Consider the following 16,321-nt stretch of genomic DNA (forward strand, 5'->3'; position numbering starts at 1 on the left):
ATTACCAATAATTTTAAAGCAATAGTATTTATAAGCTTTAAATATTTTTACTTTTTAATATTTTATTGTTATATATTTTATTATTTATAAAGTTTTTAATCTAAAATTTAATAAAAAACCTAAATTTTAGATTAGAGCCTAAAAACTCTAAAAATCTGTCCTAAGGAGTAGAAAATGACCTATGCAGAAAAGCTAAAGCAAGAAGAAGCATATAAAGAGTATGAGATGTATCTTGCAAAGCAATTCGAAGAGAGCCAAGACGGCGAGTTTGAAATCAACGATGATGAAAGCAAGAAGTGGGATTACCTAAAAAAAGACCACCAAAGCCTCGAAATCATAGAAGAAGAAAATGAGCCTAACTCAAACCTATAGCCCAAAAGTTATAGGTTATTAACAGATGTAAAGGATAAAAAATGGCTGATTTTACAAAGTATATCAAGTCAGAACAACAAGAAAATGCCACTCAACAAGAGAGAAAAAGCTGGAATCAGATGGATAACGCTGAAAAGAAAGAGAGCTTTGATAAATACATGAAATATAAGCTCTTTGAAGCCCACAAGACAGCAAAAGCAGACTGGCAAAAAGATATGAGTAAAGAAGAAGTCGATAGGACAATTCCATACAACGCAAAGACTGGAGCCACATACTCAAGAGAGACTAGTATGCTATTGAGAGCCGAAATGGCTATAAAAGGTTATGACAAGCCTCAATTTGTGACAATGGAGCAAGGTAACGCAATGGGCGGAATACTAAAGCTAAAACACGATGAGAAAACAGGCGAAATCCTAACCACTAAAAATGGCTTACAAGCTAGAGTCGATGGTGTCAAAATGCTCTATATTGCAGACCACGAGATTAGACCAAAACTAGACAGAGATGGTAAAGAAATCATGGCTGTTGTTAAAGACAAAGACGGCAATATAAAGTATGACAAAGAGACAGGGGAAGCAATGACCTATGTTGTAAAGGAAAAAATCCCAATTAATCCACGCCTAGAAACAAAAACTCTATATCACGTAAGTCAGTTTGATGGACTAGACGAGAGCAAGATCAAAGAAAGAGATCTAACAGCAATCCAGCACTATAGAGAGCAAGCGAAAAATCAAGATTTTGAAGTAAAAATAGATTACAACAAGACCTTGGGAATAAGCGGAAATTTAGAGAAACAGCTAAACAACCTAACGCTAGCTCAAATTAAAGGTGTAGATTATTTTAATCCAGCTAAAAAGATCGACATGACCAAAGAAAAAGCTCAAACCAAAGAGCAAAACAAGGGCATGGAGAGATAAATAGGTCATAAACGAAACTTAGGACAAATAGGGAGCAAAGCTCCCTATTGTTTGTAAAAAGGGAAAAAGATGTTAAGCGATTTTATAAATTTTTTAGGGCTGAGCGACAAAAAGAACAATAGCAAAATTCAAACAAATGTGGGCAACCCTGCCACAAAAGAAAATACGGAAAATTTTATCATAGAAATGCAAAGCCCATACTTTGAAGAAGAAATCGCGACAGAAACAATTATAAAAAATAATAAAAAAATAGAAATTAAAAAAATAAAAACCAAAAAGCCATTAGATAATGGAAAAGCACTAATATCAATAAAAACATATATGAAAGAAATAACAAAGGCGTAAAATGGCACAGACAGAAGTAGCAAAAGACATATTAACCGATAGTAATTGGATTAATAAAGTACAAGCCGTTATGCAAGAAAACGTAATGAGCTTATTTGAAAAATTTTATAATGGATCGCATGATTTAGTATATTCAACTGCATCGGAAACTATAATAATTCTTATAGTGGTGTTTTGGCTATTGGGTAGAGTAAAAAATGGCTACCCAACAAGAGATGAGATCTTCGGAGCTATAAAATATTTAATATTGCTATGTTTTATATTTGCAACTCTTAGCTCCTTTAACGCCTATATGGGCGTTTTATATATCCTAACAATCCCAGAGAACGCAATAACTGCAATAGTCAGCTCAATTTTTGAAAATAAAGACTTTGGATCGATTGTGACAGAGTCAGCAAACAGGATCGATAATCTAAGAGAAATGATGTGGAGCTACGGAACAAAAGAGTATTTACAATCGCAAGAGTGGTCATTTTTAGGCATTAGCTTTAACGGCGTAATGGATTATTTATCGGCAGGTGTGATAACAGCAATTCGTATGATACCTTTTTGGATTTTTTATTTAGCATTTTTTATACTTTTGATAGGAATTACAATAGTGATTTTCTTTAGTAAATTTATGGCATTTTTAATACTTAGCACCTTGCCTTTAGTCATACCATTTTTAATAATGCCAAAATTCTTACCATATTTATGGAGCTGGTATAAGCTCTATTTATCATACGCAATTATTGCACCATTAGCATTTATAGCCCTAAATTTAGCAATGAACCCAATTTTAGAACTAGAGAAATACCAAGATTATATAGGCGAACTATTTACTAAACAATTCGAATACCTAATTACAGGATCGATAACCTGCATAACAGCATTGTTTTTATTAAGGAAAATTCCAAGTTGGATCAACGCAGTGCTTGGTACGCAGATGGAAAATGGAAGTGGCGGTGTAACTGGCGGAATAGTGGCTGGTGCAGTAGCAGGCAAAACCATATTAAGCGGATTAGCTAGAAAAGCTGGTGGCGGAAGTTTCATAGGCGGAGCAGTAAGTGGATTTGGATCAGCTACAGGAGCTGGAGTAGCAGGACAAATAGCTAGTGCAAGTATAGGAGCAGGTGCAAATTTGATAAAAGATATCGGCGCAGGCTCAAAAGCAATAGGTCAAGGCGTAGGAAAAGCATATGAAAAGTATAAAACATTTCGTGGCGGATATGTAGCCCCATAAAAAGGAGTAAAAACATGCAAAATACAATAATCATAATTGAAAGCCCAAACAAGGTCAATAAGATAGAGCAAATAACTGGAGCAAAAGTTTATGCTACAAAAGGGCATTTTAAAGAGCTTACAAATCAAATAGTAGTTGATTTTAAGAACTATGAGCCAATATTTGATTTCAAAGAAGATAGCAAAAGCCGAATAAATGCAATATTTAATGATTGCAAAGGGAAAGATGTCGTAATTGCGACAGACCCTGATAGAGAGGGATACGGAATAGGCTATATGGTTTATCAAACTATTAAAAATATAGCAAAAAGCGTTAAACGTGCAGAATTTCACGAGATCACAGAGAGTGGAATAAAAAAGGGGCTAGATAGTGCTGTGCCTTTTGCAAACTCAAATTTAAAAGAATTTGATAGCTTCAAGGCAAGAGCGGTAGGCGACAAGTTGGTGGGATTTATTATGTCGCCAACATACATCAATAAGCTAAATGACAAAAACAATAGCGTAGGCAGGGTGCAAACCCCAGCTCTTGCTCTAATTGTAGAGCGAGAATTGGAAATAAAAGAATTTCTAGAAAATAAGGCAAACGCAAAGATCGATTATAAAATAAAAGTAAAGCTTAAAACAAAAGACGGCATAGAATTTAATGCGGTAAATGACAATGTATTTACAGACAGAGATGAAGCAAACGCCAAAATATCTGAATTAGCTGGTAGCCTAGCAAAGGTATATAAAATTGATGTTAAGCAGGCACAACAAAAGCCTAAAGTACCTTTTAGAACCTCACAACTACAAGAGTACGCAAATAAAAGATTGGGCTTTAGCCCTGACAAGACGATGAGCCTTGCTCAAAAATTATTTGAAAAAGGCTTAATTACTTATCATAGAACCGATAGTAACAGCTTATCAAACGAATTTATAGATGAAGTAGGCGTTAAATTTGGCAATGAAGAATGGTATGAGAAAAAAGAATATAAAGCAGGAAGCCAAAGCCAAGCAGAAGCACATGAAGCAATACGTATCTCACACATACATGATTTTAACCAAATAGAAGAAATAGCAAAAAAAGAAAGCCTAACGGATGACGAAAAAAGCCTTTATGAGCTTATCTTTTTAAATTCGGTTCAAAGTCAAGCCAAAAATGCGATTAACGAAAATACTATATATGATATAGATATAAAGACGCTAAGCTTCAAGGCAAAAACGAGCAAATGTATCTATAAAGGATTTAAAAATGCTATCGTAGCCACAACTGAAGATGAAGACGACAAAGATAAAGAAATTCAAGAGATAACATTAAATCTAGCTCAAGGAGATGAGCTCCAAATATTAGAATTTAATCTACAGGAAGTAAAAAAGCAAGCGCCACAGCACTATAAAGAAAGTAATTTTATATCTCTTTTGGAAAAAGAAGGTATCGGTCGTCCAAGCACGTATGCAACATTTCTACCAACACTTATTAAAAGAGAGTACGTAAGCATCGAAACAAAAGGCAAAAATAGCAATATCATAGCAACGCCAAAGGGTATAAATTTTATTGAAACTATAAAAACAAACAACGATGAGTGGATCACACAAAGCGAATTTACGAAACAAATGGAAAGTGTGCTAGATGAAATTAGCAATGGAAAGGTTGACTATTTAGACTTTATAAGACCACTCCATGAGAAAATGGGCTTCAAAGAGCTAAACGATAGCATACAAAAGCCACCAAGCGAGAAACAACTCGAGTGGGCTAAAAATATAGCACATAGTTTAAATATGCAATTGCCAGACGGCATCGAAAAAGACTGGAAGATTTGCTCTAATTTTATTGATAAAAATAAAGACAAAGTCATAGTACCACCAAGCGAGAAACAAATAGAATTGGCTAAAAAGCTATCTAAAGACAAAGGAATGGCACTGCCAAAAGATTACGAAAAAAATCTACAAATTTGTAAAGATTTTATAAACAAAGCAATAAAGAAAAAATAATAAAACAATAAAAAGGAGAAAACATGCATACATATGTGTCAGTAATAGGAAATTTAACAAGGGATGTTGAGCTCAGATACACACCATCAGGGCTAGCCATAGGCAACACGGCTATCGCATCAACATACAAGTACACTATTAACAATGAGAAAAAAGAAGAAATCTGCTTTATAGATATCACTTTTATGGGTAAGACCGCAGAGATCGCAAATCAATATCTCAAAAAGGGGTCAAAAGTTTTCGTAGATGGTAGATTGAAATTCGACCAATGGACAGACAATAATGGACAAAATAGGAGCAAACATAGCATTGTCGTTGATAAAATGGTAATGCTTGATGGCAAAAAGCAGGAAATTAACGAAAAGGAAACGCCTAACGAGCGAGAAGAACAAACTGAAAAAACCGAGTATGTGCAAGGGGAATAAGCAGTAAAATGCAAAATTTAACCCAAAGCGAAAGAGCTCAAAGCTGGTTATCAGATAAAGATAAAAGAGCCAATATCTACTTCATGAGTGCAAAATATGACGTAGATGATGAGTTTTATACGAGTTTCGATGAGATAAGAGCCGAAATACAAGATTATAGAACACATTTTAAAGGCAAAGTAGTAGTATGCCCTTGCAACGACGGCAAGAAAAGCAACTTTTATAGATACTTTGCCTTAAATTTTAAATCCCTAGAGCTAAAAAAGCTAATTACAACGACGTACAATATTAAAGAGCCAAAATCAAAGGGGATGAAAATAGAGATCAGCGAGAGCGGAATAAATGAGACGATGTTGCAAGGGAACGGTGATTTTAGAAGCAAAGAAGTAAGACATATTATAGCAAGTGGCGATATAATAGTCACAAATCCACCTTTCTCCCTTTTTCGCGACTTAATAGAAATTGTAGAAAAACAAAACAAGAAATTTTTAATAGTTGGAGGAACCTACTCAATTACGTATAAAAAAATATTTGAGCTATACAAAAATGGTAAAATTTGGCTAGGCAATCATCAAGTAAATATTTTCACACGACCAGACGGCAGTAAGAAGCGTTTTAGCAACATATCATGGTTTACAAATTTAAAAAGCATAAAACACCAAAATGGTATAAGATTAACCCAAAAGTATAAGGGCAATGAAAATAAATACCCAGAGTACGATAATTACAAGATCATAGAAGTCAAAAATTGCAAGGACATACCAATTGACTATGACGGAGTAATTGGTATACCGCTAACATTTTTTTTAAGGCACAACCCAGCACAATTTAAAATTTTAGGCTGTGACTTTGAAATTAAAGACAAATACCCTGAGCTAGTTAAGCATACCTACAAAGAAAACAACACAAAATCAGCGGTTCTAAAAGGGCAAGAACTTTTTACAAGGATCATCATACAAAGAAAAGGTGGATTAAAGCCTAGAGCAAGAATATTAAATCAATTTTAGGTAGCAAAAGGACAAAAGTGCATGAAGAAGAAAAACAAGCTACAGCTTTTCAATACCCCAGCAAAGCGGTTTATGTGGGTTTTTGCATTTATAAATTTATTTGGGATCGGCATAAATACTATTTTATATCTTTTAAAAAAACCAAATAAAATAGAGACCCTACTCAATGCAGATGCCTTTTTTATAGCCCTCGCTATTATGTGCTATATAATTTTTAACGTAATGCTATATTTTATTATCAAGATAAATTTTATTATTTCAGAAAGAAAAGAGTAATTTTTTATAAAATACTATTGTTTTATTTATAAAAAAATATTCAATATATAATTTTTATTTTTTAGATATTTATTTAAAATACTATTTAATAATTTAATATTTTATTATTTATTAAGTTTAAAAGTATATAATCATTTAAAAATCTAAGGCAAAGGAATAAAAATGATTGTTTCTATATGTAATGAAAAAGGCGGAAGCGGTAAAAGCACCCTAGCTACTAATATAGCGATAAACCAAGGCATTGTAAAAGGCGAACCACTATTATTGGTCGATACAGACCCACAGAAGTCAATAGCCACATTTTTAAATATACGAAACGAAGAAAATCACCCAAAAGCATTTGACTTTGCATATAAATACGGCGAAGAACTAAAAGTATTCCTGCAGGACAACAAAACAAAAAGGGATATAGTAATCGATACAGGCGGACGAGATAGTCGAGAAATGAGAATAGCAATAGCACTAAGCGATATTGTTATAATTCCGACAATTCCAAGCCAGTTTGACGTAAGCGTCCTTGATAAAATGGTAAACATAATCAAGATGGCAAAGGAGCAAAACACTAATCTGCAAACATATATTGTAATCAATAGAGCGTCCACAAATCCATTTTTAGCCAAAAAAGTAGAAAGTCTCAAGAACTTTATAAAAGAAATTCAAGAAGACTATATAAAACTAGCAGAAACAATTATATTTGAAAGAGAGCGATATAAAATTGCGACCCAGCTAGGACTAAGTGTAGTTGAAATGAACGACGGCAACAAAACTGAACAAGAAATCAAAAATTTATGCAGTGAGATATTTTAAAAAATGAAGATAATAGTAGCATCGCCAAAAGCGATGTGTAAATTTAAAAAGGGGGAAGAAGAAAAGCATTTTTTTATATTTTACTTATAATTTTCACTGAAAAAATATTTTTATGTTATTTAAATTTTATATATTTTTTAATTATTTATTAGTTTATTTTTACTTATTTTATTATTTTTTAAGCAAATTTTCACTATAATAAACTAAATTCAATAAGAAAAGGATACAAAATGGAAAAAACAAGAGATGAGCTAATCAAGGTTGGAGCTTACATAGAATCTAAAAATGGTATAGAGTTCTATGTTAAAATCACTAAGGTAGAAGGCTCAAATGTAACCGTTAGTTGGAGAAATGATTACTACGAAGAAAACTCTCAGGTAATTCCTAAGTCTATCATTAAAGTAGATGGCGATGGCGAATTAAGTGTTCCAAATTGGACAATAAGAAGGTAGTCAGCGGATTGTTAAAATATAGCAAGAAGCAGATATAAAAATGAGACCAACTAACTTCAAACAAGAGACAATGGAACTCATAGGAGATCACAAAGTAGATGAGTATATGCTTAAATTCTCAAGAGATTGGTGTTGCTCTACTATTACCAGCTACAAGGGTAAAGGAGAAATCCCTTGGAATGAGATACAAGCAAGTATGCTTAACTATGACAAAGGATATGGCTCACAATACTGGAAGGGTTGGATAACCTTTAAGGACATCCCTGATTGGCTAGAACGTGAAGAATATGATGGTGCTGAGTGGTGGGCTTGGAGAAGTAAGCCTAGTTTATAAAAAGGCTTAGTATTAGTAGGCAAAGGGATAAAAATGGCGTTAGATACATTATCAACAAATTTCGTAGATTTTATAAATTATACGTTTTCAGCTTTTTCGATTATGCTTTTGACAACTGGAATGTTTTTATCATATCCATTTTTAAGAGGCGAAATCGAAGATGAAGAAAAAAATGAAAGAGAGGCAAAGGTATTTGCTGTCGGTCTTGGTATTAGTATTTTAATGACAATGATATGTCTTTTTGTGATGATTATAACGCCTATTTATGCGATGCTTAATGGCATAAATATAATTGAATTTATAAAAGTTGCATTTAGTATCCTTGGTTACGCAAAGGACAATGGGGATGAGACTGACATTTTTTTAATGCTAATTATCCTTCTCGTTAATTTTTCAGTCATCGCTTGGATAGGCGGTTTAATAACCAGATTTTGGGGGAATAAAATTTTTATAAAAAAAGATAAAGTAGAAGAAATATGATAAAAGAACAAAAGCTACTAAAATTTATCTGTAAAAAGGAGTAAAAGATGAGTAGAGAAGCTATAGGGTAGTAATAAATTTTATAAAATGTTACAATCAAATTAAAAAAAGGAAAAAGAGATGGATTTTAAAAGAACAAGCAATTCTACTGACAAATTAGATGAATTTATAGCTGGAGCAGATAGTCAAAAGGAACAATCTACAAAAAAAGGCAAGGTATCGGTTGGAACTAAATTTTCTAAAGAACTAGGCATAAAAATACGCAAGAAATATCCAACATACACGCTAGCAAAATTTATAGAATTAGCATTAACAACACCTATACCATATATAAAAGATGAAGTGCTTGTAACGATCTATGACCAAGCAAAATGGCACAATACGAGCATGAGCGAATTTGTAAGATTTAAAATGGGATTAATAGAAGCCCCACAGCCAAATGACGCAAAAGAGAAAGAGCATCAGCAAAACTATATAGTATTTGTAAGCGAAGCAAAAAAAGAAAAGATAAGACAAATCGCAGAAAGCCTAGAAATAAGTATTTTAACCTACTCAGACATTAAAATTCTAGCAACATACGAGCTAAAAGATATTTTCACATTTGATGAACTAATGCAATTTAAGGCGGAAGCGAACAACTTTGACCTAGATCTGGAAGAGTACATAGCCATGAGAATAAGAGGTTGATAAGCCAAGAAACAAAAAATGACTAAAAAAATTAAAAATAACCTTATAAAAATCCATAAAATTTTAGTAAGAATGTTTAAAAATAAAAATAACGATGGTGATAGTAAAAGGCAAAATTTACCTACCCCAAAAGCTGAGCAAATAAATTTTGACGTTCAAAAGCTAGAGCTAGATTATTAGGATAAGTAAGAGTGATCGTAGCTCTAAGCAAAATCAAGCATCCTCATTTAACATAAACCTAAAAGAGTAGCCGATAACGTTCTTTTTAGAGCCTTCAGCAATTTTCTTCTCGAGAACAATCTTTTTAAAGTAGTTTTCGTTTAACTCTTCTATGGCAGGATTTATTACACGGCGATCCAAATCTCTCGTTTCGTATTTTTCAGGAACGCTCATAAATCTTTCGAAATCAGGTCTATTAAAATTTACACACTTAAAGCCATCTTTGTCGGATCTGATATTTTGATATTGTAGTAAGAGGCGATAAAGAGACTTTGCAAATTTACTTCGAATTGAAATAAAATCGTGTAAATTTATTCTCATAAATTTTAGAGTACCAAATAAAATATCGAGAGCTTCTGTATTTAATTTAAATTTTAAAATTTGCGTATTTCTAAAGGCTTTAATAGAAATGAAAAAAACTCCAGCCGTCATAATTTCATCATTATTTGTAATCTCTAAACTTTTGTAGATTGCCGATCCGTTTTCGCCTAAAACCTTTTTACAAAACTCAAGCACCTCGTTATTAAAACGAGTTTTATTTAGACCTTCAGCAAAGAATTGTGATATCTTAGAATACGGCATTTCAATATAATTTCTGCTATCCGAATACCCCAATTGCTTTGCATACCAGCAAATAGTAAAGAAAATATCATAATCCCTAGATGTAAAATTTACTGGAAACAATATAGAATTCATTTTATTACGGAAAACGAGCGTTCCATTGCTTTCTATATGAGCGACTCTTGTGGTTTTAAGCACGAAATTACCTTTCTCAAAATAGAAAGACATTTCACACATTTTTTTTACCTCAAAGTTCAATTTTAGAATCTCGATAGTAAAATACGTTCAATTTATTACAGCTTAAAATTTATAAGCTGAAATGCCGTAAAATAGGCATTTAAATAAATAAAAAAGGGGTGAAAAGTCATCTACTTTTTTAAATTAAATTAGTATATTATAGCATATTTTTATCAAAAAGTGTCTATTTTTTTAAAAATTTTAAATTGTTATATTCTTTAAAAAAGTTGCTCTTTGTCTAGTATCTTTTGGTAGATATTTAGCATAAGAGCGATAGGTCTCATTTAAATTTTTATGACCCATCATTTTACAACCAACCCACATCGGCTCCTCACCACGACTTAACATTACAGAAGCAAATGAGTGTCTAGTATCATAAAGCTTATGTATTTTAAAGCCAAGGGATCTCTGTAAATCGTTAAATTTTAATCTGATAACTGCTCGCGAAAGAGAAAAAATATTTTGATTAATATCGGCATAATCGAGTTTTATCAGTTCATTATAAACAATATCAAGCATATCGATTGTGCGATTGCTGGATTTAGTTTTAGGAGAATCCAGAACACCTAGCTCCGATAGAGTTTTATTAATACGTATCTCCTTATTTTGAAAATCCAAGTCATTAAAAGTCAAAGCCAAAATCTCGCCAGTCCTAGCCCCAGTAAAGAACGCAACTATTAAAAATAAGCGTAGCTCGCCCTCGGCATGTTTTATAAGTTGCAAAATCTCACTTAAATTAAAAGGGGTAAAATCATCATTGTCGGCATTATGTAATTCTTGTTTAAACCTAGGTATATAAAATGGATTTTTTGAGATTATATCATTGGCAATAGCATAACGAAAAATCATTTTAAAAAAAGAGCAATACCCATTAATTGAGCTATCTTTTAAGCCCTTATTTTTACAAAATTTTACAAAATCAATACTATCCTGCCTTTCAAAATCGGACAGGTAAAAGATATTTTTTGAATGCAGAAAATCGATAACAGCCTGACTAGCAACATTATAGAACCTAATTGTTTTATCTTTTAAAAAAGATTTTTCATTAAGCAATCTATAAATAATCCCCTCAAAGCTAAACTCACTAGTATTTTTAATAGGCTCCAGCTTTTGCTCCCCTTTTCTGATTATGCGATCAGTTTGCATATCCTCGAGCTCGTAATATTTGCTCTTAGCAAGTTCAATATCCTCTTCAGAGCCAAGAAATAAATTATAGTTTTTTCGAATAAAATCAAATGCTAAAGGGGATTTTTTCAGTCCAGTAGCACGGCGAATTCTTACGCCATCCTTTTGATAGTCAATATAAAAACGATTATGCTTAATATATATATTTCTATTTTTTTCTAAATTTTTCATGCGGTGATTTTAGCAAAAATTTAAACATAACACAAAAATTCACTTTAAATTAATTTTATTATTTAAGATTTTTAAAAAAGAGTATTTATATCTTTTAAAGCTTAAATAACCATATAAAGGGAAATAAATATTAATAAATGCTTAATATACCTTGCTTTAATGGCTTTATTTTACAAAATGTCCTTTTATTTGTTATTTTTATTTTAAGTTATAAATAAAAAAATTAATTAAAAATACCAAAGAATAGGGATATTTTTAACTAAGAAAAAATTAAATAAAAAGTTTAATATTTTACAAAATGTCCGCCACGCTAAACACTAATATATAAATACATAAAATTTAAAAAAGGGAAAGAAATTTTTTTATTAGAGATGTTGTTAATAAGAAAATTTAAATTTTAATAGAATAAGTAGAAGCTTAAAAATTTTTTAAAGTTATTTTATTGTTGTTTTGAGTTTTTAAATTTTTTATTGTTTTGTAGGTTGAAAAAATTTAAGAAAGGAATTAGCGTTTAAATTGATTTTAAAGGGGTGTGTTGGCTTTTAAAAAATAATTTAAAGAAAGGATAGCATTAAACACTTATTTTTGATTGTAGAGCATTTAAAGATTGATTGTGGCTTTTATTAAATTTAGCTTAAAAATAGTTGTTTTATATATCACTTTTTAAAAGTTAGTTGAATTTAATAAAGGGTAAAATTAATTAAATAATCTATCGTTTAAGGAAAGAAAATGGCAGAAGAGCTAACTCAAGATCAATTGGCTGAATGGAGTTATTTGAAAGAGCAAGAAATGGTGATGCCATCCGAAGAATTAAAACAAAGCAGTGTAAAAGAGCAGGTGCTAACATGTAAAGAAGCTATCGATAACACAGGAATTTTTAAAAGCAATGAAACAGGTGCAGTAGCATGTGCCAGAGAATTTTATACAGCTTATGGTAGCAACGATGATAATGAAGTAAGAGAAGCTATTAACAATATCTATAAAACAGACATAAGTGCAGAAGATCTCAACAAAATTAAAACACTCACGATAAGAGAAATGGATATGGATTTAAAAGAGAACTTCGACAATGAAAAAGAATACACAATCCAAGATATAAATCGTAAATTTATTTTTGAAACAGCAGAATTAAAATTAAATAAGAATTTGAATGAAGCCGTTAATACCCTAGAAGAAAAAGAAAAGATAGATGAGCAGATCAAGGCAAAAGAAGCTGAGTTTAATGAATTTAAAAGCCCAAAAGAAAAGAGAGACTTTGTAAGCGATAAGCTAAATGAAATAGATGGCAATGACACCCTAAAAAGTAGCCTTGAAATTTTAAAAGAAAAAGAAAAGATAGATGAGCAGATCAAGGCAAAAGAAGCTGAGCTAGAGAATAAAAATGAAGCCAAGCAGGATGTCACAATTACAACACACTCACAAGAAAGAGAAGCAGAACAAGAAGACTGGAGCAGAAAAGCTGATGAGCTAGAAAACCAGCACGAAAAAGAGCTTGAAAAATTAAGAGATGAACAATCTAGGCTTGAAGCAAATTTTCAAAAATCAATCGACAATCTGATGAATAGTGGCGATATAAAAGACATAATGACTGCTCTGCAGGAGATGGATAGAAGCTTAGAAATGATGATGCGACAGGGCAAAGAAGAAAGCGAAACAAAAGAACGCCAGCGACAAGAAAAGCTAGAGCTAGCCTTTGATAGTCCCAAATTTAAAGATGCAGTGGGAGATCTGGTTAAAGAAGTTTATAAGCAACGCAAAGAAGTCAAGGGCGGTTTAAAAGAATTAGAGAACGAGCATGCAAACTACGCAAAACTAAAAACAACGTATGAAAAAGAAATTAAAAAAGGGCTTGATGTAAAAGGATACGAAAAATTAAATAAAATGTTGAATGAAATAGAGAAAGAAACGCCAAATTTTAAAAATAGTTATCCTAAATTTTATAAAAAAGTTAATGATAGTTTAGCGCAGAGCAAAGAAAAAATACTAAATAAGACAAAAGAGAAAAACCAAGAACAAAGCAGGAGCTTATAAAAAATTAGTAGAAAAGGGAAAAAATAATGAAAAGAATGATTATATCAGTTGCCGTAGCATCCTCACTATTTTTAAGTAGTGTTAATGCTAGCGGTATACCAACTATTGACGTAGCCGCGATAGCCCAACAAGTTATGGGATACACCCAAACACTGAAAGACTATGCAGAACAGATCAAACAATATGAGCAAATGGTTAAAGATACACTAAATTTCGAGAAACAAATGCAAGAGCTTGGTGTAGATATGAACAGCGTTTATGAGATATTAGGCGATGCACAAAGTTTAATAGCGCAAATGCAAAGCATATACGAAGATGTAAAAAATTTGCCAAAAGACATAATGGGGGATATAGCAAGAGTTAAGACAGCCTGCTCATTCTTAGAACAAAACAGCCAATTTTTTAGTCACTCAGTAAAAGCATCAGGCAATAAACTAGCAAATAAGCTAAATAGATGTACATTTGCACTACGTGATGGAGCAAATATAAGCAAGAGCATAGAAGAATTAACTCAAAAAATGAATAAGGCAGTTGACCCAATAGAACGAGCAAACTATCAGGCACAGATCAGTAATATTAAAAATGCGGAAAGGTTTTTGCAAGAGAGGGATAATATAGAGAAAACAAACAATTTATTAGCATTTGAAGACACATTTCATAATGGTGATAAAACGAAAGAGTATACAAGAGATAGAATGAGAGATGATTTAAAACAGCTATCCAAACAATTAAATAAGGCTAATAATCAAAAGCAGGCTCAAGCATTAACGAATACTATACTGCTTAAAATTTTAGAAAATATGCAACAGCAATATGAGCTAAATATCAATTACACCAGCGCAATGGCATCGAGCAGACAAGCCATGAAAGACGATAGTGCTAGAGATTTAACACCAGATAGCTTTAACCAAAAAGTTGTTGAATATAAGCGAAATGATGCAATATTTGACCCAGAAACAAAACAAATGCCAAAAGATGAGCTAGGGCTTCCAAAATTTGTATTTTTTAAATAAGGAGTAGAAATGAAAAAAATAGTTTTAAGTATTGTTGCCATAACAATGTTTGCAGGTAGTGCAGTAGCACAGGAAATAACAGGAGATGCAAAGCTGGCATGCGAAGCATTATTGTGCTTATCAAGCCCAACAAGACCGAGCGAATGTGCTCCAGCACTTAAAAAATATTTTTCAATAACAGACAAAAAACCACACAAACAAGCAAAGAAGCGTGAGAACTTTTTAAAATTATGTCCTAAACAATGAACAAAGAAAATTTAATCGAACTCCCACTAGATGAAATTTTAAAGAATAATGGCTACTTTGAAAAACGAGAGAAAAGTAGCCAAAATTACAAGACACTCACAAACAACAACTCCGATACAATTATCATAACGAGAAAAAGCAACGGACACTATTTATACTTTAACCCAAGCGATGATAATGATAGAGGAAATATTTATAATTTCGCCAAGAATCGTGGCGTTTCAATAAAAGATTTAATAGACGAAAATATAATAAACGATGTAAAGACATTAAAAAACAATACTAAAGAAATAATAAAACAAAAAGAAAATGATAGTATTATAGTAGAAAAATTTAAAAAATTAAATAAGATAGATGAAAACTCGTTTTTGACTAGCAAAAGAAAAATTAAAAGCGATATCCTGATAAAATTTAGTAGCCTCAAGCAGGATGAAAAATTTAAGAATGCAATAGTGCCAACATATACATTAAGTGTATTAGAACTAAGCAGTGGCAAAAGAGAATTTCTAAAGCAGACAGGGTATATAAGCTACTTATCAAAGCCTTTAACGCAGGATCAGCAAGGAAAGGCATATGCTAAGCCGATAAAACAGCTCTGTAATGGAATAAAGGGGCTTGAAATACTCAAGGCAGACGAAGCACACAAGAATCCAAAGGATTTTAAAAATATTGTAATCTGTGAGAGCATGATAGATACATTATCATATTGTGAAATGAAAGACGTAAATTTAAAAGAAACACTCCTATGCTCAACAAATGGTCAAATATCGGCAACGCAAAAGGAAGTCATAAAAGCATTGACAAAGCTGGCACCAAATGCAGGAGTTGTACTAGGATTTGATAATGACGAACGTGGTAAAGAATTTACAAAAGCAATACTAGAAATAGTACCAAATGCGAGATCGGCCAAACCAATCCTAAAGGACTTTAATGATGATTTGGTAGCAGGCACGGCATTAGGTATAAGTAGTAATAAAATTAATCTCGACAGCATAACAAAGCCTTTAAAGGAGTTTTCTCGGCAAGTTGAGTATTTGTCAAAGAAATACGACTTTCTCGAGCCAGATGCTAAGAAAAGTAGAATAAAAGACCTATACGCCCTTGATGTTGAAAAATTTAGAGAAATAGAACCAAAGATCAAGACATTACAGGGAATGAGAGAAAGCTATAAGCGACTTAACTTGATAAACACAAAAATTGAAAAAGACTACGAAAGATCATCTAAGACACGATAAAAACAGCCATCTGCTTTTTGGACTTTAAGCTTTAAATAAGTATTGATGAAGTGATGTTTAACCCCTTTGTGTGGGAGTTTGACGCATTGTTGAGTAAATTTATTTTTACAAATTGTCCGAAATTTTATG

The 16,321-nt window shown here is 32.1% G+C and carries 20 protein-coding genes; 18 read left to right on the plus strand and 2 right to left on the minus strand.

The features are described 5' to 3' along the window. Positions 1–174 precede the first annotated feature (174 nt). The 14 genes from F3G66_RS08825 (at position 175) to F3G66_RS09500 (ending at position 9,474) form a co-directional block, all read left to right on the plus strand. Positions 175–372: a hypothetical protein gene (locus F3G66_RS08825; protein ID WP_021092004.1), complete on the plus strand. Its 198-nt coding sequence runs from the start codon at positions 175–177 to the stop codon at positions 370–372. 41 nt (positions 373–413) lie between these two features. Next, entirely contained in the window at positions 414–1,289 is an 876-nt protein-coding gene (locus tag F3G66_RS08830) for an ArdC-like ssDNA-binding domain-containing protein (protein WP_103620028.1), read from the plus strand. 69 nt (positions 1,290–1,358) lie between these two features. Beyond that, positions 1,359–1,634, plus strand: coding sequence for a hypothetical protein (locus F3G66_RS08835; protein WP_103576016.1), 276 nt, complete (start codon positions 1,359–1,361; stop codon positions 1,632–1,634). A gap of 1 nt (position 1,635) precedes the next feature. Next, positions 1,636–2,856, plus strand: a complete 1,221-nt coding sequence (locus F3G66_RS08840) for a type IV secretion system protein (RefSeq protein ID WP_021091994.1) — start codon at positions 1,636–1,638, stop codon at positions 2,854–2,856. A 14-nt stretch (positions 2,857–2,870) separates the two neighbouring features. Continuing rightward, positions 2,871–4,826: a type IA DNA topoisomerase gene (locus F3G66_RS08845; protein WP_149707842.1), complete on the plus strand. Its 1,956-nt coding sequence runs from the start codon at positions 2,871–2,873 to the stop codon at positions 4,824–4,826. 23 nt (positions 4,827–4,849) lie between these two features. After that, complete coding sequence (gene ssb / locus F3G66_RS08850; protein WP_148815809.1) at positions 4,850–5,251, plus strand: single-stranded DNA-binding protein; 402 nt, start codon at positions 4,850–4,852, stop codon at positions 5,249–5,251. A gap of 8 nt (positions 5,252–5,259) precedes the next feature. Beyond that, positions 5,260–6,258: an adenine-specific methyltransferase EcoRI family protein gene (locus F3G66_RS08855; RefSeq protein WP_107831746.1), complete on the plus strand. Its 999-nt coding sequence runs from the start codon at positions 5,260–5,262 to the stop codon at positions 6,256–6,258. Positions 6,259–6,275: 17 nt separating this feature from the next. Then, positions 6,276–6,407, plus strand: a complete 132-nt coding sequence (locus tag F3G66_RS09735; RefSeq protein WP_258030323.1) for a hypothetical protein — start codon at positions 6,276–6,278, stop codon at positions 6,405–6,407. 289 nt (positions 6,408–6,696) lie between these two features. Further along, the gene (locus tag F3G66_RS08865; protein ID WP_021092016.1) at positions 6,697–7,341 is read left to right on the plus strand and encodes an AAA family ATPase; all 645 of its coding nucleotides are present in this window, start codon (positions 6,697–6,699) and stop codon (positions 7,339–7,341) included. Positions 7,342–7,571: 230 nt separating this feature from the next. Beyond that, positions 7,572–7,793, plus strand: coding sequence for a hypothetical protein (locus tag F3G66_RS08870; protein ID WP_103620035.1), 222 nt, complete (start codon positions 7,572–7,574; stop codon positions 7,791–7,793). Between the two features lie 40 nt (positions 7,794–7,833). After that, on the plus strand, positions 7,834–8,127 hold the full coding sequence (locus F3G66_RS08875) for a hypothetical protein (RefSeq protein ID WP_103576081.1): 294 nt from the start codon (positions 7,834–7,836) through the stop codon (positions 8,125–8,127). Positions 8,128–8,160: 33 nt separating this feature from the next. Next, positions 8,161–8,607 (plus strand): hypothetical protein, encoded by a 447-nt coding sequence (locus F3G66_RS08880; protein ID WP_107770683.1) that lies wholly within the window; start codon positions 8,161–8,163, stop codon positions 8,605–8,607. Positions 8,608–8,727: 120 nt separating this feature from the next. Then, the gene (locus F3G66_RS08885) at positions 8,728–9,294 is read left to right on the plus strand and encodes a hypothetical protein (RefSeq protein ID WP_103576079.1); all 567 of its coding nucleotides are present in this window, start codon (positions 8,728–8,730) and stop codon (positions 9,292–9,294) included. An 18-nt stretch (positions 9,295–9,312) separates the two neighbouring features. Next, on the plus strand, positions 9,313–9,474 hold the full coding sequence (locus F3G66_RS09500) for a hypothetical protein (protein ID WP_159070840.1): 162 nt from the start codon (positions 9,313–9,315) through the stop codon (positions 9,472–9,474). A 33-nt stretch (positions 9,475–9,507) separates the two neighbouring features. Here the strand turns inward: F3G66_RS09500 and F3G66_RS08890 are convergent, their stop codons facing one another. Both F3G66_RS08890 and F3G66_RS08895 read right to left on the minus strand, forming a co-directional pair. Continuing rightward, the gene (locus F3G66_RS08890; protein WP_223154259.1) at positions 9,508–10,272 is read right to left on the minus strand and encodes a replication initiation protein; all 765 of its coding nucleotides are present in this window, start codon (positions 10,270–10,272) and stop codon (positions 9,508–9,510) included. A gap of 240 nt (positions 10,273–10,512) precedes the next feature. Next, positions 10,513–11,667: a site-specific integrase gene (locus F3G66_RS08895; protein WP_103596444.1), complete on the minus strand. Its 1,155-nt coding sequence runs from the start codon at positions 11,665–11,667 to the stop codon at positions 10,513–10,515. A gap of 729 nt (positions 11,668–12,396) precedes the next feature. On the opposite strand from F3G66_RS08895, the gene F3G66_RS08900 reads away from it, so the two are divergent. From F3G66_RS08900 to F3G66_RS08915, 4 genes are read left to right on the plus strand one after another with little or no spacing between them, the layout of a single operon-like run. Next, a complete protein-coding gene (locus tag F3G66_RS08900) occupies positions 12,397–13,698 on the plus strand; it encodes a hypothetical protein (RefSeq protein ID WP_223154260.1) in 1,302 nt (433 codons plus the stop codon). A 26-nt stretch (positions 13,699–13,724) separates the two neighbouring features. Next, entirely contained in the window at positions 13,725–14,711 is a 987-nt protein-coding gene (locus F3G66_RS08905; protein ID WP_149703850.1) for a type IV secretion system protein, read from the plus strand. A gap of 9 nt (positions 14,712–14,720) precedes the next feature. Next, on the plus strand, positions 14,721–14,957 hold the full coding sequence (locus F3G66_RS08910; protein ID WP_103560454.1) for a TrbM/KikA/MpfK family conjugal transfer protein: 237 nt from the start codon (positions 14,721–14,723) through the stop codon (positions 14,955–14,957). Then, a complete protein-coding gene (locus F3G66_RS08915; RefSeq protein WP_149703851.1) occupies positions 14,954–16,192 on the plus strand; it encodes a toprim domain-containing protein in 1,239 nt (412 codons plus the stop codon). Before F3G66_RS08910 ends, F3G66_RS08915 begins: the two co-directional genes overlap by 4 nt. The last annotated feature ends 129 nt before the right edge of the window (positions 16,193–16,321 follow it).

This window comes from Campylobacter concisus, assembly GCF_902460665.1.
GTDB lineage: Bacteria > Campylobacterota > Campylobacteria > Campylobacterales > Campylobacteraceae > Campylobacter_A > Campylobacter_A concisus_AL.